The organism is Nonomuraea sp. NPDC048826 (genome assembly GCF_043198225.1).
Classification (GTDB): domain Bacteria; phylum Actinomycetota; class Actinomycetes; order Streptosporangiales; family Streptosporangiaceae; genus Nonomuraea.
In genome coordinates, this window is sequence record NZ_JBICUQ010000001.1 from 751,695 (window position 1) to 771,509 (window position 19,815).

The 19,815-nt window shown below is 71.6% G+C and carries 19 protein-coding genes; 10 read left to right on the forward strand and 9 right to left on the reverse strand.

What is annotated here, in order from left to right; genetic code table 11:
• Positions 1-19: 19 nt before the first annotated feature.
• From ACGFI7_RS03815 to ACGFI7_RS03830, 4 genes are read left to right on the forward strand one after another with little or no spacing between them, the layout of a single operon-like run.
• Entirely contained in the window at positions 20-1,363 is a 1,344-nt protein-coding gene (locus ACGFI7_RS03815) for a phosphomannomutase/phosphoglucomutase (RefSeq protein ID WP_393398709.1), read from the forward strand.
• Positions 1,360-1,533 (forward strand): Trm112 family protein, encoded by a 174-nt coding sequence (locus ACGFI7_RS03820; protein WP_393398711.1) that lies wholly within the window; start codon positions 1,360-1,362, stop codon positions 1,531-1,533. Before ACGFI7_RS03815 ends, ACGFI7_RS03820 begins: the two co-directional genes overlap by 4 nt.
• Entirely contained in the window at positions 1,530-2,636 is a 1,107-nt protein-coding gene (locus ACGFI7_RS03825) for an SIS domain-containing protein (protein ID WP_393398713.1), read from the forward strand. Before ACGFI7_RS03820 ends, ACGFI7_RS03825 begins: the two co-directional genes overlap by 4 nt.
• Positions 2,637-2,681: 45 nt before the next feature.
• Positions 2,682-3,608 carry a cation diffusion facilitator family transporter gene (locus ACGFI7_RS03830; protein WP_393398715.1) on the forward strand — a complete coding sequence of 309 codons (927 nt, stop codon included), beginning with the start codon at positions 2,682-2,684 and terminating at the stop codon, positions 3,606-3,608.
• Positions 3,609-3,612: 4 nt separating this feature from the next.
• On the opposite strand, the gene ACGFI7_RS03835 is transcribed toward ACGFI7_RS03830, so the two are convergent.
• Together ACGFI7_RS03835 and ACGFI7_RS03840 are read right to left on the reverse strand one after the other, a co-directional pair.
• Positions 3,613-4,083 (reverse strand): GerMN domain-containing protein, encoded by a 471-nt coding sequence (locus tag ACGFI7_RS03835; protein WP_393398717.1) that lies wholly within the window; start codon positions 4,081-4,083, stop codon positions 3,613-3,615.
• Entirely contained in the window at positions 4,080-4,439 is a 360-nt protein-coding gene (locus ACGFI7_RS03840) for a MerR family transcriptional regulator (RefSeq protein ID WP_393398719.1), read from the reverse strand. Before ACGFI7_RS03840 ends, ACGFI7_RS03835 begins: the two co-directional genes overlap by 4 nt.
• 102 nt (positions 4,440-4,541) lie before the next feature.
• Between ACGFI7_RS03840 and ahcY the strand changes: the two genes are divergently transcribed.
• Positions 4,542-5,969, forward strand: coding sequence for an adenosylhomocysteinase (gene ahcY, locus ACGFI7_RS03845; protein WP_393398721.1), 1,428 nt, complete (start codon positions 4,542-4,544; stop codon positions 5,967-5,969).
• Between the two features lie 69 nt (positions 5,970-6,038).
• Entirely contained in the window at positions 6,039-7,274 is a 1,236-nt protein-coding gene (locus tag ACGFI7_RS03850) for an adenosylhomocysteinase (RefSeq protein WP_393398723.1), read from the forward strand.
• Here ACGFI7_RS03850 and ACGFI7_RS03855 read toward each other — a convergent pair.
• A complete protein-coding gene (locus ACGFI7_RS03855; protein ID WP_393398725.1) occupies positions 7,271-7,915 on the reverse strand; it encodes a DUF305 domain-containing protein in 645 nt (214 codons plus the stop codon). The genes ACGFI7_RS03850 and ACGFI7_RS03855 overlap by 4 nt on opposite strands.
• Before the next feature lie 221 nt (positions 7,916-8,136).
• Here ACGFI7_RS03855 and ACGFI7_RS03860 point away from each other — a divergent pair, with 221 nt between their 5' ends.
• Positions 8,137-9,474, forward strand: a complete 1,338-nt coding sequence (locus tag ACGFI7_RS03860; protein ID WP_393399602.1) for an LVIVD repeat-containing protein — start codon at positions 8,137-8,139, stop codon at positions 9,472-9,474.
• Positions 9,475-9,551: 77 nt separating this feature from the next.
• Positions 9,552-10,952 carry an LVIVD repeat-containing protein gene (locus ACGFI7_RS03865; RefSeq protein ID WP_393398727.1) on the forward strand — a complete coding sequence of 467 codons (1,401 nt, stop codon included), beginning with the start codon at positions 9,552-9,554 and terminating at the stop codon, positions 10,950-10,952.
• 46 nt (positions 10,953-10,998) lie between these two features.
• On the opposite strand, the gene ACGFI7_RS03870 is transcribed toward ACGFI7_RS03865, so the two are convergent.
• Positions 10,999-12,057, reverse strand: a complete 1,059-nt coding sequence (locus ACGFI7_RS03870) for an RDD family protein (RefSeq protein WP_393398729.1) — start codon at positions 12,055-12,057, stop codon at positions 10,999-11,001.
• A 51-nt stretch (positions 12,058-12,108) separates the two neighbouring features.
• Between ACGFI7_RS03870 and ACGFI7_RS03875 the strand changes: the two genes are divergently transcribed.
• Complete coding sequence (locus ACGFI7_RS03875) at positions 12,109-13,101, forward strand: stage II sporulation protein M (RefSeq protein ID WP_393398731.1); 993 nt, start codon at positions 12,109-12,111, stop codon at positions 13,099-13,101.
• Here the strand turns inward: ACGFI7_RS03875 and ACGFI7_RS03880 are convergent.
• The 5 genes from ACGFI7_RS03880 to ACGFI7_RS03900 form a co-directional block, all read right to left on the reverse strand.
• Entirely contained in the window at positions 13,098-14,474 is a 1,377-nt protein-coding gene (locus ACGFI7_RS03880; RefSeq protein ID WP_393398733.1) for a DUF58 domain-containing protein, read from the reverse strand. The two genes, ACGFI7_RS03875 and ACGFI7_RS03880, sit on opposite strands and share 4 nt — an antisense overlap.
• Entirely contained in the window at positions 14,474-15,439 is a 966-nt protein-coding gene (locus ACGFI7_RS03885) for an AAA family ATPase (RefSeq protein ID WP_393399604.1), read from the reverse strand. Before ACGFI7_RS03885 ends, ACGFI7_RS03880 begins: the two co-directional genes overlap by 1 nt.
• A gap of 4 nt (positions 15,440-15,443) precedes the next feature.
• Entirely contained in the window at positions 15,444-16,622 is a 1,179-nt protein-coding gene (locus tag ACGFI7_RS03890) for a DUF4350 domain-containing protein (RefSeq protein ID WP_393398735.1), read from the reverse strand.
• A 312-nt stretch (positions 16,623-16,934) separates the two neighbouring features.
• Positions 16,935-17,552, reverse strand: a complete 618-nt coding sequence (locus ACGFI7_RS03895; protein WP_393398737.1) for a DUF4129 domain-containing protein — start codon at positions 17,550-17,552, stop codon at positions 16,935-16,937.
• Positions 17,549-18,829, reverse strand: a complete 1,281-nt coding sequence (locus ACGFI7_RS03900) for a glycerophosphoryl diester phosphodiesterase membrane domain-containing protein (RefSeq protein WP_393398739.1) — start codon at positions 18,827-18,829, stop codon at positions 17,549-17,551. Before ACGFI7_RS03900 ends, ACGFI7_RS03895 begins: the two co-directional genes overlap by 4 nt.
• A 292-nt stretch (positions 18,830-19,121) precedes the next feature.
• Here ACGFI7_RS03900 and mtrA point away from each other — a divergent pair, with 292 nt between their 5' ends.
• Positions 19,122-19,799, forward strand: coding sequence for an MtrAB system response regulator MtrA (gene mtrA, locus ACGFI7_RS03905; protein ID WP_043620615.1), 678 nt, complete (start codon positions 19,122-19,124; stop codon positions 19,797-19,799).
• Positions 19,800-19,815 lie beyond the last annotated feature (16 nt).

Below are 19,815 nucleotides of genomic sequence, written 5' to 3' on the forward strand. Positions count from 1 at the left end.
GACCTAGGGGCGGAGCTGGATGGGCGACCTCGCCAAGATCTTCAAGGCGTACGACGTGCGCGGCCTGGTGCCCGACGAGTTCGACGAGCCCACCGCCGAGGCCGTGGGCGCCGCCTTCGTCGAGGTGACCGGCGCGCAGTCGGCGGTCGTGGCCCACGACATGCGTGAGTCGTCCCCGGTGCTGGCCGACGCGTTCGTCCGGGGCGCCCGGTCGCGCGGCGCCGACGTGGTGCACGCCGGGCTCGGCTCCACCGACCTGCTCTACTACGCCAGCGGCAGCCTGGGCCTGCCGGGCGTGATGTTCACCGCCAGCCACAACCCCGCCGCCTACAACGGGATGAAGATGTGCCGCGCGGGCGCGGTGCCGATCGGCGGCGACACCGGGCTCGCCGAGATCCGCGACCGGGCGGCCGAGCTGATCGGCGTCACGGCCACGCCCACCGGCTCGCTGATCGAGAAGGACCTGCTGCCCGGCTACGCCGACCACCTGCGCTCGCTCGTCGACCTCACGGGCATCAGGCGGCTCAAGGTCGTGGTCGACGCCGGCAACGGCATGGGCGGCCACACCGTCCCCGCGGTGCTCGACGGGCTGCCGATCGATCTCACCCCTCTCTACTTCGAGCTCGACGGCTCGTTCCCCAACCACGACGCCAACCCGCTGGAGCCGGCCAACCTGGTCGACGTGCGGCGGGCGGTGGTGGCGGCGGGCGCCGACCTCGGCCTGGCCTTCGACGGCGACGCCGACCGGTGCTGGGTGATCGACGAGCGCGGCGAGTCCGTCTCGCCGTCGGCGATCACCGCCCTGGTGGCGGTGCGCGAGCTGGCCAAGCAGCCCGGGGCGACGATCATCCACAACCTGATCACCTCGAAGGGCGTCCCTGAGATCGTCCGCGAGCACGGCGGCGAGCCGGTCCGCACCCGCGTCGGCCACTCCTTCATCAAGGCCGAGATGGCCCGCACCGGCGCCGTCTTCGGCGGCGAGCACTCCGCTCACTACTACTTCCGCGACTTCTGGTTCGCCGACTCCGGCATGCTGGCCGCGCTCCACGTGCTGGCCGCGCTGGGCGAGCAGGCCGAGCCGCTGTCGCGGGTGGTGTCCGCCTACTCCCGCTACCACGCCTCCGGCGAGGTCAACAGCACCGTCGCCGACCAGGACGCGGCGGTGCGCCGGGTGCGCGCGGCGTTCGCCGACCGGGGCGAGTTCGACGAGCTCGACGGCCTGACCGTGACCGGCGCCGATTGGTGGTTCAACCTGCGCGCGTCCAACACCGAGCCGCTGCTGAGGCTCAATGCCGAGGCGGCCGACGAGACCACGATGACCGCGGTCCGGGACGAGGTCCTCGACCTGCTGAGAGAGGTATGACCGTGAAGATCGACGACTGGCTTCTGGAGATCCTGGCCTGCCCGGCGTGCAAGGCGGCGCTGCGGGTGGAGGGTGAGGCCGGAGAGCTGGCCTGCACCGGCTGCGGGCTGATCTACCCCGTCCGTGACGACATTCCCGTCCTGCTCGTCGACGAGGCCAGGAAGCCGTGACCTGGGAGCCGGAGCGGCTCGACGACCAGCGTCACCTCACCGAGGGCGACCCGGGCGGCATGCTCCGCGCGGTCGCCGCCTCGGCCGCCCAGGTCCGCACCGGTCACCGGTGCGCGGTCGAGTCCGGCGTCGACCGGCTCGCGGCCGACGTGCGGCCGCGGGCGGTCGTGGTCGCGGGCATGGGCGGGTCCGCTCTGGCCGGAGACCTCCTGGCCGCGGTGTGCGGGCCAGGCGCTCCGCTCCCCGTGGTCACGGTCCGCTCCTACCAGCTGCCCGGCTGGGTGGGCGCGACCGACCTGGTGATCGCCGTCTCCTGGTCGGGCGAGACCGGCGAGACGCTCGCCATGGCGAGCGAGGCGGTGCGGCGCGGCTGCACCCTCCTCGGGGTCGGGCCGGCCGGCTCGCCGCTGGAGGCGGTGGCGGTGCAGTCGTCCTCGGTGTACGTGCCGATCCCGACCGAGGGCCGGCCCCGGGCCGACCTGTGGCTCGTGGCCACCCCGCTGGTGGTGGCCGCCGCCGCGCTGGGGCTGGTGCGGGCCGAGTCGACGGTCTACGAGCGGGTGGCCAGGGCGCTGGAGGAGATCGCGCACCGCTGCCGGCCGTCCAGCGACTCGTTCGTCAACCCCGGCAAGACGCTGGCGATGGACCTGGCCGAGACCGTGCCGATGATCTGGGGCTCGTCACCGCTGGCCGCCGTGGCCGCGGCCCGCTTCGCCTCCCGGCTCAACGAGAACGCCAAATATCCCGCGATGCTCGGCGAGCTGCCCGAGGTGGGCCACAACCAGGTGGCGGTGCTCGACGGGCCGCTGGCCGAGCGCGACATCTTCGCCGACACCGCCACCCGCACGCTCCGGCTGGTGCTGCTGCGCGACATCGAGGAGCATCCCCGGGTGACCCGCACCCGGGAGGCGGCCGTACGCGCGGCGCAGGACCGCGACGTGCCCGTCACCGAGCTGGTGGCCGACGGCGCCCATCCGCTGGAGCGGCTGGCCTCGCTGATCGGGCTGGCGGATTACGCGAGCACCTACCTGGCACTGGGATACGGGGTGGATCCGACCGCGGTGGGGCCGATCACGGAGTTGCAGGCGCGAGTTTCCCACTAGGATCCCTCCAGGTCCTGAATGTGATCGTATGACTGGAGACGACCGGTGAGCGCGAGCGGCGGAACGAAAGCAATCGTGGCGGCCCTGGCCGCCAACCTGGCCATCGCGGTGGCCAAGTTCGTCGCGGCGGCCTTCACCGGGTCGTCGTCGATGCTGGCCGAGGGCATCCACTCGGTGGCCGACTCCGGCAACCAGGCGCTGCTGCTGCTGGGCGGCAAGCGCGCCCAGCGGGCCAGCACCCGCGAGCACCCGTTCGGCTACGGCCGCGAGCGCTACTTCTACGCGTTCGTGGTCGCGGTGGTGCTGTTCGCGATCGGCGCGCTCTTCTCGCTGTACGAGGGCTACCACAAGCTGACCCACGCCGAGCCGCTCACCTCACCGGGCTGGGCGTTCGGCGTGCTGATCTTCGCGATCATCGCGGAGACGTTCTCGTTCCGCACGGCGATCGTCGAGGCGAACGCGGTCCGCGGCAAGCAGGGGTGGATGGCGTTCATCCGCCGTTCCAAGTCGCCCGAGCTGCCGGTCATCCTGCTGGAGGACCTCGGCGCGCTGCTCGGTCTGATCTTCGCGCTGTTCGGCGTGACGATGGCCGTGGTGACGGGCAACCCGGTCTGGGACGCGATCGGCACCCTGATGATCGGCGCCCTGCTCGCGGTCATCTCCGTGGTGCTGGCGGTGGAGACCAAGTCGCTGCTGCTGGGCGAGAGCGCCGCCCCGGAGATGGAGAGCCGCATCCTCGCCGCGCTGGAGGCCACCCCGCAGGTCGACCGCGTCATCCACATGAAGACGCTGCACATCGGCCCGGAGGAGCTGCTGGTGGCCGCGAAGATCGCGGTGACCCGCTCCGACACCGCGCCGGAGATCGCCGAGGGCATCGACGAGGCCGAGCGGCGCATCCGCGAGGCGGTGCCGATCGCCCGCGTGATCTACCTGGAGCCCGACCTCGACCGTCAGTTGTCCGGCAAGGCCTGAGAGGTCATTCGCGCCCGGTGACGCACGACCGGCCCGAGTCGGTCTGGTCGAACAGGCAGCGGCCGTCCTTGTCCAGGGTCACGACCTTCTTGACGGTGGCGAACTGTTTGAGCGTCGCCTCGATCGTACGGAGGGCTCGGGCGTCGGCGCCGACCCCCGAGCCCCACACCGTGCGGCAGAAGCGGAGTGTGGCGGTGCCCTTGCGGATCCTCAGGGTGAAGTCGGCGCCGCAGTCGGACCGGCCGCGGAGCTTCCCGGTCAGCTCGGAGTGCAGGCCCCGGCGCCGCTCGGCGGCGGTGGGGCCCTTGATGAGCTGTTCGACGGCGAACCTCGCGACGCCGGCGTGCGGGGAAGTCCGGGTGACCGGCACCACCTTGCCGGGCACCCCGTGCCCCTTGGAGAAGTAGACCTTGACGTCGGCGGTGGCCTGCGCGGGCGAGAGGGCCAGCACGGTGGCCAGCAGCAGCTCCTTCATATCCTCTTCGACGTATCGCCGGCGGGCGGGGTTCGCAGCAGGCGCAGCGCCTTCTCCTTCTCGAAGTCCAGCGCCCGGCGCGGGATCTGGATGCGGCCGATGCGCACGCCCAGCTCGCGCACGGCGGCGGCGACCCCGGGGTCGCTGAGCGCGCGCAGCGCGAAGGCCAGCTCGGCGGGGGAGACGTCGAACCGCTTCTCCAGCTCCACCGCCTGGGCCACGGCCGCCAGCTCCTCCGGGCCGAAGCGGCGGTGCGCGCCGCGCTCCCGCACGGGGGGCAGCAGCCCGAGGGACTCCCGGTACCGGAGCATCCTGGGGGACATGCCGAGGCGCTTGGCCGCTTCCGTGATGCGCATTCTTACATTCTTACGTCAACTTCGGTGCTCTCGGGGTGCGACCTTGCGGGGTGGCCGCCTAGACTCGTCCGCGACCACACGATGACGCGAGGGGTAAAGCAGATGGACTTCAAGGTCGCCGACCTTTCACTGGCAGAGTTCGGCCGCAAGGAGATCCGGCTCGCCGAGCACGAGATGCCCGGTCTCATGGCGATCCGCGCTGAATACGCGGCTGCCCAGCCCCTTCGCGGCGCCAAGATCATGGGCTCGCTCCACATGACCATCCAGACCGCCGTCCTCATCGAGACGCTGGTCGCGCTCGGCGCCGAGGTGCGCTGGGTGAGCTGCAACATCTTCTCCACGCAGGACCACGCCGCCGCCGCCGTGGTCGTCGGCCCCGACGGCACGGCCGACGACCCCAAGGGCGTCCCCGTGTTCGCCTGGAAGGGCGAGACGCTGGAGGAATACTGGTGGTGCACCGAGCAGGCGCTCACCTGGCCCGGCGGCGACAGCCCCAACATGATCCTCGACGACGGCGGTGACGCCACGCTCCTGGTCCACAAGGGCGCCGAGTATGAGAAGGCCGGCTTCGTCCCCGAGGCCACCGATGACGACCCCGAGGAGTGGCACGTCATCATCGACCTCCTCAAGCGCACCGTCACCGACGAGAAGCGCTGGACCCGGATCGCCGAGAGCATCAAGGGCGTCACCGAGGAGACCACCACCGGCGTGCACCGCCTCTACGAGATGCACAAGAACGGCCAGCTGCTGTTCCCGGCGATCAACGTCAACGACTCGGTCACCAAGTCCAAGTTCGACAACAAGTACGGCTGCCGCCACTCCGTCATCGACGGCCTCAACCGCGCCACCGACGTGCTCATCGGCGGCAAGGTGGCCGTGGTGTGCGGCTACGGCGACGTCGGCAAGGGCTGCGCCGACGCGCTGCGCGGCCAGGGCGCCCGGGTCATCGTCACCGAGATCGACCCGATCTGCGCGCTCCAGGCGGCCATGGACGGCTTCCAGGTCACCACGCTGGAGGAGGTCGTCGGCATCGCCGACATCTTCGTCACCACCACCGGCAACTTCAACATCATCCGGGCCGACCACATGGCGCGGATGAAGCACCAGGCGATCGTGTCCAACATCGGACACTTCGACAACGAGATCGACATGGCCGGCCTGGCCAAGACCCCGGGCATCGAGAAGCGCAACATCAAGCCGCAGGTCGACGAGTGGGTCTTCGCCGACGGCCACTCGATCATCGTGCTCGCCGAGGGCCGGCTGATGAACCTGGGCTGCGCCACCGGCCACCCGTCGTTCGTCATGTCCAACTCCTTCACCAACCAGGTGATCGCGCAGATCGAGCTCTTCACCAAGACGGCCGACTACCCGATCGGCGTCTACGTGCTGCCCAAGCACCTCGACGAGAAGGTCGCCAGGCTGCACCTCGACGCCCTCGGCGTCAAGCTCACCGAGCTGACCAAGGAGCAGGCGGCCTACATCGGCGTCCACGTCGAGGGCCCGTACAAGTCCGACCACTACCGCTACTGATCTCCCGCGTGTTCGATGCTCCGGAGGGGCGGGCGCCCCTCCGGAGCCTTGGTGTATCTGAGGGCTTGCATGGAACTGTGGGAGAGCGGGGAGCGGCACATCTCGTGGGCCGCGCGATCGATGCCGGTGCTGACCGCGCTGGGGGAGCGGTTCGCCGCCGAGCGACCGCTCGACGGGCTGCGGGTGGCCGCGTGCCTGCACGTCACCGCGGAGACGGCGGTGCTCATGGGGGCGCTCAAGGCGGGCGGCGCGGAGATCGCGCTGGCCGCGTCCAACCCGCTGTCGACTCAGGACGACGTGGCCGAGGCGCTGCGCGGCTACGGGATGGCCGTGCACGCCAGGGCGGGCGTCGACCGGGCGGCCTACTACCGCCACATCCACCAGGCTCTCGACGTCCGGCCCGACCTGGTGCTCGACGACGGCTGTGACCTGGTCAACATCCTGCACACCGAGCGCACCGACCTGCTCGACGGGGTGTCGGGCGGCTGCGAGGAGACCACCACCGGCATCATCAGGCTCCGCCAGATGGCCGCCGAGCGGGCGCTGCGCTTCCCCGTGGTGGCGGTCAACGACACCCGCACCAAGCGGATGTTCGACAACCGCTACGGCACCGGCCAGTCGACGTTCGACGGCATCATGCGGGCCACCAACACCATGCTGGCCGGGCGCACGGTCGTGGTCGCCGGGTTCGGCTACTGCGGGCGCGGCGTGGCCGAGCGGGCCAAGGGGCTGGGCGCGCGGGTGATCGTGACGGAGATCGACGCGGTCAAGGCCTTGGACGCGACCCTCCAGGGGTACGAGGTGCGCCCGATGGAGCAGGCAGCCGTGGTGGGCGACCTGTTCGTCACCGTCACCGGCAACCGTGACGTGATCACGGCCGAGCACGTCGCCGCCATGAAGGACGGGGCGATCCTGGCCAACGCCGGCCACTTCGACGTGGAGATCGACGTGCGGGCGCTGGAGGAGCTGGCGAGCGAGGTGCACCGCGGCATCCGCCCCAACACCGACGAGTACGTGCTGCCTGACGGCCGCCGCCTGCTGCTGCTGGCCGAGGGCCGGGTGGTCAACCTGACCGCCGGCGAGGGCCATCCGGCCGCGGTGATGGACATGTCGTTCTCCGCGCAGGCGCTCGCCGTCGCCTGGCTCGCGCGGGAGCGGGCGGGGATGGAGCCCGGCGTGTACGACGTGCCCGAGGAGATCGACCAGGAGGTGGCCAGGCTCAAGCTGGCGGCCGCCGGCATCGGCATCGACGTGCTCACCGGCGACCAGGAGGCCTACCTCCACTCCTGGCGCAGCGGCTCCTAACCGGCCGCCGCCTGCATCTCGCGCATCCGCCGGATCTCCGAGAGCTGGGTGACGCCCACGTCGTTGGCCAGCTCCTCGATCCGCAGGTGCGAGCCGCCCTTGAGCACCTCGGTGGACATCTCGATGGCGCCCTCGTGATGCTTGATCATCAGCTCCAGGAACAGCTTGTCGAACGCCTGGCCCGACGCCGTCTTGAGTTGCTCCATCTGCTCGGGCGTGGCCATGCCCGGCATGCCGTCGTGCGCGGCGTGATGGTCGGGCACCCGCTGGCCCTGCTGCTGCAGCCAGGTGCGCATCCACTGGATCTCCGGGCCCTGACTGTCCTTGATCCGCGACGCGAGGCTCTTGAGCTTGGCCGACTCCGCCCGGTTGGGCGCCAGGATGGCCATGTCGAGCGCCTGCTGGTGATGGACGATCATGTCCTGCACGTACGCGATGTCGGCGGCGTTCGCGGTGGCCTGGAGGACCGCGGTGGCCGCCTCGGTCGGGGAGAGTGTCCTGGCTTCCTCGCCGGGTTTGCCCGGGGCGATGACCGGGGCCGTCGAGTCGGCGCGCGGCGCCGGTTGCGTGGTGCCGGAGGTGCAGCCGGACAGTGCGGTCACCGCGAGGGCTCCGGTGACGACGACGAGCGCGACGCGCACTCAGCCTCCTGACAGTTTCAGTACGAACGAGGCATTCTAGGAGGTAAGAATGATCATTTATAGAGGGCAGATTGCTCTAACATTTGACATTTTGCAAGCTGGTCGTGAGAGGTCCCAAAGAGTGAAGATTTCACCATTTATGCCCCCTTTATAGGAGGTCCTCTCCCGTGCCGTCCACCCGCAGGTTCCTCGTCCTCGCGGGCGCCGCCATCGCGTTAGCCATGGCCGGCCTCCCCGCGCAGGCTGCGGACATCCCGGCTCCCGGCGAGATCGTCAAGAGCCAGAACATCACGCACGTCACCAACGTGCCCAAGCCCGAGGCCCTCGCCGACATCAACACGGACATGGCCTTCCAGGGCGACTATGCCTACGTCGGCAACTACTACGGCTTCTCCATCTACGACATCAAGAACCCCAAGAGGGCCAGGGTCGTCAGCTCCGTGGTCTGCCCCGGCGGCCAGATGGACGTCAGCGTGTACGGCGACCTCCTCTTCGGGTCCGTCGACTCCTCCCGCAACGACGACTCGTGCAGCAGCACCGGGCAGAGCGCGGCCGTGAAGGAGTCGTGGGAGGGCATCCGGATCTTCGACGTCCGCGACAAGCGCAACCCGCGCTACGTCAAGTCCGTCGAGACCAACTGCGGCTCTCACACCCACACGCTCGTCCCCGACCGGCGCGGCAAGAACGTCTACATCTACATCTCCTCCTACAGCCCGAACGCGGCCTTCCCCGACTGCCAGCCGCCGCACGACCTGATCTCCATCATCAAGGTGCCGCTGCGCAACCCCGAGGCGGCGACGGTCATCGCCACGCCGAACCTGTTCCCCGACGGCGGCTTCCCCGGCGTGCCCGGCTCGTACCCCGACGGCAAGTCCGCGACCACCGGCTGCCACGACATCACCGCCTACCCGGAGAAGGGCGTCGCGGCCGGCGCCTGCATGGGTGAGGGCATCCTGATGGACATCCGCGACCCCGAGAACCCGAGGGTCACCGCGACCGTCCGCGACGAGGTCAACTTCGCCTTCTGGCACTCCGCCACCTTCAACAACAGCGGCACGCGGGTGATCTTCACCGACGAGCTCGGCGGCGGCACCAGGGCGACCTGCAACGAGGCCATCGGGCCGAACCGCGGCGCCAACGCCTACTACGACATCGACCGCAACGGCCAGATGATCTTCCGTGGCTACTTCAAGATCCCGCGGCACCAGGACGACACCGAGAACTGCGTGGCGCACAACGGCTCGCTGATCCCGGTCAAGGGCAAGGACATCATGGTCCAGGCCTGGTACCAGGGCGGCATCTCGGTCGTCGACTTCACCGACCCGGCCAACGCCCAGGAGATCGCCTACTTCGAGCGCGGGCCGGACGCGCCCAACCCGCTCAGCGGCGGCCACTGGTCGGCCTACTACTACAACGGCTACATCTACGGCTCGGACTTCAACCTGGGGCTCGACGTCCTCAAGATCAACGATCGGCGGACGAACCAGGCCAACGGCGTGAAGTTCGACATCCTCAACGCCCAGACCCAGCAGTCCTACCGGGACCACCGGCACCACTGATCGACGACGGCGGCGGGACCCACCCGGGGCCCGCCGCCTTCGGCATGCGGACACACGAGACCAAGGAGGCTCCCTGTATGTCCCGCACCATCCGAGCGTTACTCGCGGCCGGCGCGGCCGTGGCCCTGGGGCTGACGGCCCTACCGGCGACCGCGAGTGACATCCCGCCCGCGGACACGATCGTCCACAGCCCGAACGTGAGCCACGTGCTCAACATCCCCAAGCCGGCGCCCCTGGCCGGCACCATCAACACCGACATCGCCTTCCAGGGCGACTACGCCTACGTCGGCAACTATGGCGGCTTCTCGATCTACGACATCAAGAACCCCAAGCGGGCCAAGGTCGTCAGCTCCGTGGTCTGCCCCGGCGGCCAGATGGACCTCAGCGTCTACGGCGACCTGCTGTTCGCCGCCGTCGACTCCTCCCGCAACGACGACTCGTGCAACAGCACCGGGCAGAGCGCCGCGATCAAGGAGTCGTGGGAGGGCGTCCGGATCTTCGACATCCGCGACAAGCGCAACCCGCGCTACATCAAGTCCGTCGAGACCGACTGCGGCTCCCACACGCTGACCCTGGTGCCCGGCAAGGGCCGGGACAAGTCCAAGAACGTCTACGTGTACGTCTCCTCGTACCTGCCGGCGCCCGAACTGCCCGACTGCCAGCCGCCGCACGACAAGATCTCCATCATCAAGGTGCCGCTGCGCAACCCGACGCAGGCCCACGTGGCCGCCACCCCGGTCGTCTTCCCCGACGGCGGCAACGAGACCCAGCCAGGCCTGCTCGTGCCCACCACCGGCTGCCACGACATCACCGCCTACGCGGAGAAGGACATCGCGGCCGGCGCCTGCATGGGTGACGGCGTGCTGTTCGACATCCGCGACCGGCTCAACCCGCGGGTGACCGCCAGGACCACCGACGAGAACTTCGCGTTCTGGCACTCGGCGACCTTCACCAACGACGCCAAGACCGTGCTCTTCACCGACGAGCTCGGCGGCGGCGGCGCGGCCACCTGCAACGAGGCCACCGGGCCGAACCGCGGTGCGGACGCCATCTACCGCATCCACCGCGGCCAGCTCGTCTTCCAGAGCTACTTCAAGATCTCGCGGCACCAGGCCGACAGCGAGAACTGCGTGGCGCACAACGGCTCGCTGATCCCTGTCAAGGGCAAGGACATCATGGTCCAGGCCTGGTACATGGGCGGCGTCTCGTTCGTCGACTTCACCAACCCGACCCGTCCGCGCGAGTTCGGCTACTTCGAGCGCGGCCCGAAGGCCGACGGCAGCGGTGGCGGCGTCTGGTCGGCGTACTACTACAACGGGTACGTGTACGCGGCCGACTTCGACAACGGCCTGGACGTGATCAAGATCAACGACCCGCTGACCAACGGGGCGTCGCGGGTGCACAGCGACATCCTGAACGTGCAGACCCAGCAGTCCTACCGCGAGTGGGGCTGGGGGCGCGACTACGCCAAGGACTGACCCCATCTCCCAGCGCCGGCTCCGGGAACCTCCCGGGGCCGGCGCCTCATTGCGGAGGCGCGAAGCCGCCGGCCGTCTCCTGGGGAGGCGTCTCCTGGCCAGGCGCGTGCGGCCCCGCGACCGGCGGCCCCTGCGGGGGCGGCGGGGCGGGGTGCCCGGCGGCGGCCGGGGGCGGCCCGGACGGGGCAGGCCCCCCATAGGGCCCGGGCCCTCCGGACGGCGTGGGTCCTCCGGACGGCGTGGGTCCTCCGGACGGCGTGGGTCCTCCGGACGGCTGGGGCCCTCCGTAGGGCGTGGGTCCTCCGTACGGCGCGGGCCCTCCGTAGGGGGCGGCTCCTCCGTACGGGGCCTGTGGGGTGGCGTGGCGCATCAGGCGGGCCTCGTCGCGGCGGCGGCGCTCCGCCAGGACGGCGCTCAGGTAGGCGTGCGGCGGCACGCCCGCCGGCGCCGCGGGTGACACGTACGCCGCCACCTGGGTGGCGATCCGCATCCCCATCTCGTACTGGATCTGCGGCGACAGGTCGCGCCAGCGCAGGATGTACTGCCGGGCCGCCGCCGCGACCTCCTCCGGCAGCTGGGACAGCTCCAGCGACGCCGCCCAGGCCGCCAGCGGCGGCGGCATCATGATCGCGTCGCCCCTGCTCCGCGGCACTCGTTCGGAGATCACGATCGTCCCGGCGAACAGGTCGCCCAGCCGCTTGCCCTTCTGCGAGACGAGCGCGCAGATCAGCGCGGGCGCCCCGAAGAAGCCCCAGATCTCCACGACCGAGGCCAGCCCGCGGAACAACGCCTGCCGGAACCGCTCCGGGCTGCCGTCGTCGCTCACCACGCGTAGCCCGAGCAGCAGCTTGCCGAGGCTGCGCCCCCGGCTCGCCGTCTCGACGGTCACCGGGTAGACCACCATGACCAGCACCAGGAGCGCGATCACGACGGCCGCGAACATCGCCGGATCGGTGAACGCCGCGAACCACTGCAGCGAGATCAGCCCCACGACGAGCACCAGGATCTGGACGGTGAGGTCCACGAGGACGGCCACGGTGCGCGAGGGGAACTGCGCGACCCGTACCTCCAGGACGACGGCGTCACCGGTCACAACCTCCGACATATGTGGAGCCTAACGGCAATGACCGCCGGTAGGAGCGGCCACAATGGTCACGTGGACATCGACGCGTTCGTCTCGGCCCACCGCCCGACCTGGGACCGGCTGGACCACCTGGTCAGGCACCGCGCCTCCCTGACGGGCGCCGAGGTGGACGAGCTCGTCGACCTCTACCAGCGGGTGTCCACCCACCTGTCGATCGTCCGTTCCTCCTCGGCCGACGCGATGCTGGCCGGGCGGCTGTCCGCGCTGGTCGCCAAGGCCCGCTCGGCCGTCACCGGCGCCCGCAGCCCGGCCTGGCGGGAGGTGGTGCGGTTCTTCACCGTCTCGTTCCCCGTGGTGGCCTACCGGACGCGCTGGTGGTGGCTGGCCACGACGGTGGCGTTCGTCGCGGTGGCCTGGGTGCTCGGCGCCTGGGTGGCCGGCGACCCGCAGGTGCAGGCCACGATCGCCTCCGAGGAGGAGATCACCGAGCTGGTCGAGCACGAGTTCGCCGACTACTACTCGGAGAACCCCGCGGCCTCCTTCGCCAGCCGCGTGTGGATCAACAACGCGTGGGTGTCGCTCCAGGTCATCGCGTACGCGGTCGTCCTGGGCCTGCCGATCCCCTACGTCCTGTGGAGCAACGCCGCCAACGTCGGCATCGCCGGCGGCCTGATGGCCTCCAGGGACAAGCTCGACATCTTCTTCGGCCTCATCACCCCGCACGGCCTGCTGGAGCTCACGGCCGTGTTCCTGGCCGCGGCCGCCGGCATGCGGCTCGGCTGGACCGTCATCGCGCCGGGCCCGCGCAGGCGCGTCGAGGTGCTGGCCGAGCAGGGCAGGGCGGTGATGGCGGTGGCGCTCGGCCTGGTCGTGGTGCTGTTCGTGTCAGGGCTGATCGAGGCGTTCGTCACCCCGTCGGGGCTGCCCACCGCCGCCCGCGTCGGCATCGGGGTGCTCGCCGAGGTGGTCTTCCTCGCGTACGTGGTCGTGTTCGGACGCCGCGCGGCCCGCGACGACCAGACCGGAGACCTGGAGGACGCCCCCGACGTCGCCCCGAGCGGCTAGAGCCGCCCCGCGGCCTTCAGCGCCAGATAGTGGTCGGCCAGTGCGGGCGCGATGTCGTCGGGCAGCGCGTCGACCACCTCGACGCCGTGGCGGCGCAGCCTGGCCGTGATCCGCCGGCGTTCCAGCCGGGCGCGCTCGGCCGCCGCCGCGTCGTACACCTCCTCGACCGTGCCGCGGGTGGCCGCCATCGCCGCGACGCGCGGGTCCGACACGCCCGCCACCAGCACCAGGTGGCGCGAGGACAGCTGCGGCAGCACCGGCATCAGGCCCTCGTCCATCGCGGCCGCGTTCAGGTCGGTGAGGAGCACGACCAGGCAGCGCCGCTTGGCGCGGGCCAGGACCGCCGCCACCATGCCCTGCCCGTCGGCCTCGACCAGCTCGGCCTCGATCGGCGCCATCGCGTTGACCAGCGACGACAGCAGCTCGGTGCGGGAGGCGCCGCTCAGCCAGGCGCGCACCGACCGGTCGTAGGCCAGGAAGTCCACCCGGTCGCCCGCCCTGGCGGCGAGCGCGGCCAGCAGCAGGGCCGCGTCCATCGACCAGTCGAGCCGCGGCCACCCCGGCTCCGGGCGCGCCGCCGGACGCACCAGCAGCCCGCCCTGGCCGTTCGCGGCCGCCCCGGCCAGCGGGATCGGCGCCGCGCCGACCCGGCCCGCCGAGGTGCGGCCGGTGTCGAGCACGATCAGCACCCGCCGGTCGCGCTCCGGCCGCCAGGTGCGCACCACCACGTCGTGCCGGCGCGCGGTGGCGCGCCAGTCGATCGAGCGCACGTCGTCGCCGACCACGTACTCGCGCAGCGAGTCGAACTCGGTGCCCTGCCCGCGCACCAGCGCAGGATGCTGGCCTTCGAGCTCCCGCAGCCTGGCCAGCCGGGCCGGCAGGTGCTTGCGCGACAGGAACGGCGGCAGCACCCGCACCGACCAGGGCGAACGGTGACTGCCCTGACGGGCCGCCAGCCCCAGCGGCCCGCGCGAGCGCACGGTCACCGCCACGGACTCGCGGTCGCCGCGCCGGGTCGGGGTGAGCGTCACCACCACCTTGCGGCGCTCCCCGGCGGGCACGTCCAGCGCCAGCTCGCGCGGCGCCGCCCCGGCCGAGGGAGGCCAGGCGTCACGCAGCACGCCGCGCACCCGCCTGCCGCCCGGGTTCTCCACCGTGAGCTCCACGGTCGCCTGCCGGCCCAGCCGCACCAGCCGCTCGCCGGACCGGTGGAAGCGCAGCGGCCGGACCGCCCCCGCGAACACCAGGTCCACCAGGATCCCGGCGGCCAGCAGCAGGCACACCCCGGCCAGCGCGGGCCCCGGCTGCGGCGCGAACAGCACCACCACGATGCCGAGCGCCGCGACCAGCCCGGCGCGTCCCGTCAGCGCCATCAGCGCGGGACCGGGACCGAGGCGAGGATGCCGTCGAGCAGGCCGTCGGCGGTCGCGCCCTCCAGCTCCGCCTCCGGCCGCAACTGCACCCGGTGCCGGAGCGTGGGCCTGGCCAGCGCCTTGACGTCGTCCGGAGTCACGTACGCGCGGCCCGACAGCCACGCCCACGCCCGCGCGGCGGCCAGCAGCGCGGTCGCCCCGCGCGGCGAGACGCCGAGCTGGAGCGACGGCGAGTTTCGGGTGGCGCGGGCGACGTCCACGATGTAGCCGAGCACCTCGGGCGCGACGTGCACCTGGGCCACCGCCTCGCGGCCCGCCTGCAGGTCGGCGGCCGTCGCCACCGGCTTGACCTCCGACAGGTCGCGCGGGTCGAAGCCGAGCGCGTGCCGCTCCAGCACCGCGATCTCCTGGTCACGCGGCGGCAGCGGGACCGTGAGCTTCACCAGGAACCGGTCGAGCTGGGCCTCGGGCAGCTGGTAGGTGCCCTCGTACTCGACGGGGTTCTGCGTCGCGCACACCACGAACGGGTCGGGCAGCGGGCGGGCCGTGCCCTCCACGCTGACCTGCCGCTCCTCCATCGCCTCCAGCAGCGCCGCCTGGGTCTTCGGCGGGGTGCGGTTGATCTCGTCGGCGAGCAGCAGGTTGGTGAAGACCGGGCCCTCGCGGAACTCGAACTCCGCCGTCTTCGCGTCGTAGATCAGCGAGCCGGTCACGTCACCCGGCATCAGGTCGGGGGTGAACTGCACCCGTTTGAAGTCCAGCGCCAGCGCCGCGGCCAGGGTGCGCACCATCAGCGTCTTGGCCACGCCGGGCACGCCCTCCAGCAGCACGTGCCCCCGGCACAGCAGGGCGATGACCAGGCCGGTCACCACCGCGTCCTGCCCGACCACGGCCTTGGACACCTCGGCGCGGAGCGCGGCCAGCGCCTCCCTGGCCGAGTCCGCGGGGGCCGCCGTCCAGCCCATGTGCTCAGAGCTCACTGACCTTCCTTTCGATGTGGTCAACGTATCCGGCCAGGGCGACCAGCCCCTCATCGTTCACCGGCGGCGGACCGTACAGCGCGGCCTCGACCTGCCGGGAGTCCTCGCCCGTCCGCGCGGTGATCGCGGCCACCACCTCGTGGCTGTTCGCGCCCTGCCCCAGCCCGAGCCGGGGGGTCAGCCGGTCGAGCGCGCCCGCCCGCAACGAGTCGGCGGCCCTGGCCCTGGCCTTCCTGGCCCGGTAGAGCCGGCCGCGGCCCTCCACGGTCTCGGCCGCCCGCACCACGACCGGCAGCCGCTCCACCACGACCGGGCCGAGCCGCCTGCCCCGCCAGATCGCCACCAGCAGCACCGCCACGCACGCCATGAGCACCGACCAGCCGACGCCCGGCGGCATCAGGTCGTACATCGACCGGCCCTCCTCGCCCGCCAGGTCACCGGAGGACGGGGCCTCGGGGCGCACCAGCCAGGTGACGGGCTTGCCGGTGTCGAGCAGGTTGATCGCCAGCGCGGCGTTGCCGTCCTCGGCCAGGCGCAGGTTGGTCATGAACGAGCCGCTGCCGACGACCGTGGTGGTGCCGGTCGGGGTGGCGTAGCTGACCAGCGTCCAGCCCAGGCGCGACGGGTAGCAGCCCGTGCCGCCGCCGGGGATCCTGAACGCGCTCCCGCCCATGTAGGCGCTCCCCGCGGCGGCGGCCGGCAGCCGGCATTCGGGGTCGCGCGAGCGCTGCGCCGGCGCCTCAGGCACCTGGTCCACCTCGGGAGCGAGCGACTCCAGGTCCCACGCCCCCACGAGCAGCCGGTCACCGGGGATCGACGCCAGCTCGTCCGTGTCCAGGTAGAGAGTGTCGGAGGCGAACAGCAGCCGGTCGCCGCCCAGCGCCCTGGCCTTCTCGACGGAGTCCACCCGGTCGACCGTGATCCCTCGGTCCCGCAGCAGCTCGGCCAGCGCCTTGGAGCCCTGCAGCGAGGTGTCGTCCGGGTCCAGCAAGCGCTCGTCCCCCGGCGCGGGGCGCAACAGCACCGTGGCGGTGGCGACCGCCACTATGAGCAGGCCGATCAGCACGACCATCCGGTTGCCCCGCCACGCCGACCGCACGGTCGGCGACGTCGCCGCCGACCCGCCCCCGGCCACGGGAGCCAGCCGCCCGCCCCCCTCACCGGCCACGACAACCCCTCCCACCCCGGTCCGCCACATGCGCGGACGGTGTCATGGGGCGCCTTCCGGCCGGTCCCGGCCTGCCCGCGCTGCCCCGGCCCGCCGCGGGCCGCCCGCCGGACGAGGGGCGGGTGTCGTGGGAGCGCGGGGGTGGGGTCCTCTCGGGCCGGGATGTCACGGGCCGTCCGTCCGTCGCGGGGGCCGGCCAGGACGAGTGCGTGGGGTTGCCCTTGCCGTCCATCAGGGTCGGGCCCTCGCCCCGGCAGGCCACGGGCCGCCCACCGCGCGGGAGGCCGGCGTCGTACGAGTGCGGGGGAGAGGTCATGGGGTGGTTTCCAGGGGGACGGGGCGGGCGGTGGCGAGGCGGGTGTCGAGGGCGGTCATGAAGTCGTAGGCAGCGGAGGTGCCGGGGACGCCGCCGTAGGTGACCTCGTCGAAGGAGCGGGCCGCCGCCGTCAGGTCGGCGGCGAAGGGCGGGAGCGCCAGCCCGGCCTCGGCGGCGAGCTCGTCGGCGGTGCGCCCCGGCATGCCGTCGACCAGGGCGCGCTCCTCCAGGTCGCGGGCGATGGCACGCAGCCGCTCCTGGATCGCCTCCGTCCAGCGGCTCTCGGCGGCGAACCGCTCGGCCGCCTGCCGGTGCTCGGCCGCCGTCAGCCGCCGGTCGTCGAACAGCTCGCCGGACGGGGCTGCCCTGCGCCGGCCCGCGCGGCGCACCTGCCAGGTGATCAGCACCGCGACGCTCACGAGCAGCAGCAGGATGACGATCGCCGCGAGGATCCCGCCCGCGGTCCCGCCTCCGGCGGTGGCGTCCAGCAGGTCGTTGATGAACTGTCTGGCGTACCGCATCAGCCGGTCGAACAGCGGCTCCTGCGCGTACTGGGGGCCGAGGAGTTCGCGCGCCGCGCGCTCGGCGGCCTCCTCCCTGCCGATCGGGCTCACGACCCGGCGGAGTTGGACGGGTGCCACAGCTCGTCGGCGGAGGCGTGCACCCAGCCCTGCCGCTGCTGCTCGATGGCCGCCGTCTGCAGGACGAGGTCGAAGGCTTCCGCCCGCATGCGGCGGTCCGCGTACAGGAGCCCGGTGACGCCCGCTTCGAACGGATAGGTGATCATGGCGCCGAGCGTGCCGGCGACGGCGATCAGGATGGAGCCGATCACGATCGACCCCACCGACCCCCCGCCCACGAGCCCGATCACGGTCCCGATGATGCTGAACGGCACCTGCAGGATGTTCGCGACCAGCCCGACGACCAGCATGGTCAGGAGGAGGATGCCCAGGACCCGCCAGAACTGGCCGGTCACCAGGCTCCACGAGCGGCGCATCGCGTCGATCGGCCCCCGGCCCTCCAGCACCACGGCGGCCGGGGCGAAGGCGAAGCGCGCACGGAAGAACAGGACGTACGCGAAGTAGAGCAGGAACATGAGCAGCATCAGCAGGATCAGCCCGCCGATCGCCTCGGGCGAGTCGAGGACACCTGTGCCCACGAAGGCCACGATCACCGCGACCATGACGGCGACCGGGGCCAGCATGATGAGGGTCATCAGCCCGACGACGCCGAACAGCGCGGGCATCCGGCTCTTGGTCGTCTGCCACGCCTCCTTGGCGGTGATCTTCCCGCCGAACACCGCCCGGCCGAGGATGCGCGTCAGCACCCCGGTCAGCACGGTCACCACGACGGCGCTGATCGCGGAGGAGACGAGCGCGCTGCCGTACTGCGCCGCGAGCGTGCTGTAGGTGAAGGTCGGGTCCTCGGCGGCCAGGGCGGTGGGGTCGTTCATGAGCGGCGCCATGGCCCCGAACAGGAAGCCCTGCCCGATGGCCAGCGGGATGGCGCCCAGCAGCGCCGCGATGGCCGACAGCCCGAGCACGGCCTTGGGGTTGGACCGGATGAGCTTGATCGTGCCGTCGTAGATGTCGCCCAGGACGAGCGGCCGCAGCGGGATGATGCCGGGCCGCAGCGCGGGCGGGTGCGGCCCGTACCCGTAGGGCTGGCCGAACGGCGGCTGCCCCGGCGGGGGCGGGCCGTAAGGAGGCTGCCCGCCGTAGGGCCCGGCGCCGGGCGGCGGACCGGGCGGCGGACCGGGCGGCGGACCGGACGGCGGCTGCTCACTGCCGGGGGCGGTCCACGGGGATGCCGGAGGCGCGCCGTAGGGCGGGGGCTGCTCCGCGGCCCAGCCTGCAGGCCTCTCTGACGTGGGACCGTGACCGTCTGACATATCCCAATCCTGACACGCTGGGCGGGTGGGTGGTGTCCAGCCGTGGACAAGACCGTGCCTTGGCCGCTTTCCGCATGCTTCGTCTTTGGCGGCTTTCCGCGCGTTCCGGCGCGGCGGATAAGGCCCAGGGTGGCCGAAAGACCTTCTGTTACCGCAGACTGAGGGGAGCGGTCGTGGTGCGAGCCTAATATTCGCCTTGCACGGGACTCATGTCACACTCATGGGCCGAGCGGGGGTAACCTTCACCGACCGTGCAGGTATGTCCCAAAATGCGTAGAACGAATGAGGGGCCATGAAAGGTCGCGTGCTGGTCGTCGACGACGATGCCGCTCTCGCCGAGATGCTGGGCATCGTGTTGCGCGGAGAGGGCTTCGAACCATCCTTTGTCAGTGACGGCGACAAGGCGCTGGACGCGTTCCGAGACACGCGTCCCGATCTCGTCCTGCTCGACCTGATGCTGCCCGGCGCCGACGGCATCGACGTCGCCCGCCGGATCCGGGCGGAGTCCGGCGTGCCGATCGTCATGCTGACGGCCAAGAGCGACACCATCGACGTGGTGCTCGGTCTGGAGTCGGGCGCCGACGACTACATCGTCAAGCCGTTCAAGCCGAAGGAACTGGTCGCCCGGGTGCGGGCGCGGCTGCGCCGCACCGACGAGCCGACCCCGGAGATCCTGCAGATCGGCGACATCACCATCGACGTGGCCGGACACTCGGTCAAGCGCGGTGAGGAGACCATCAACCTCACGCCGCTGGAGTTCGACCTGCTCGTCGCGCTGGCCCGCAAGCCGCGCCAGGTCTTCACCCGCGAGGTCCTGCTGGAGCAGGTCTGGGGCTACCGCCACGCGGCCGACACCCGGCTGGTCAACGTGCACGTCCAGCGCCTCCGCGCCAAGATCGAGAAGGACCCGGAGCACCCCGAGATCGTGGTGACGGTCCGCGGCGTGGGCTACAAGGCCGGCCCCGCCTAGAGTCCCGGCTCTCCCC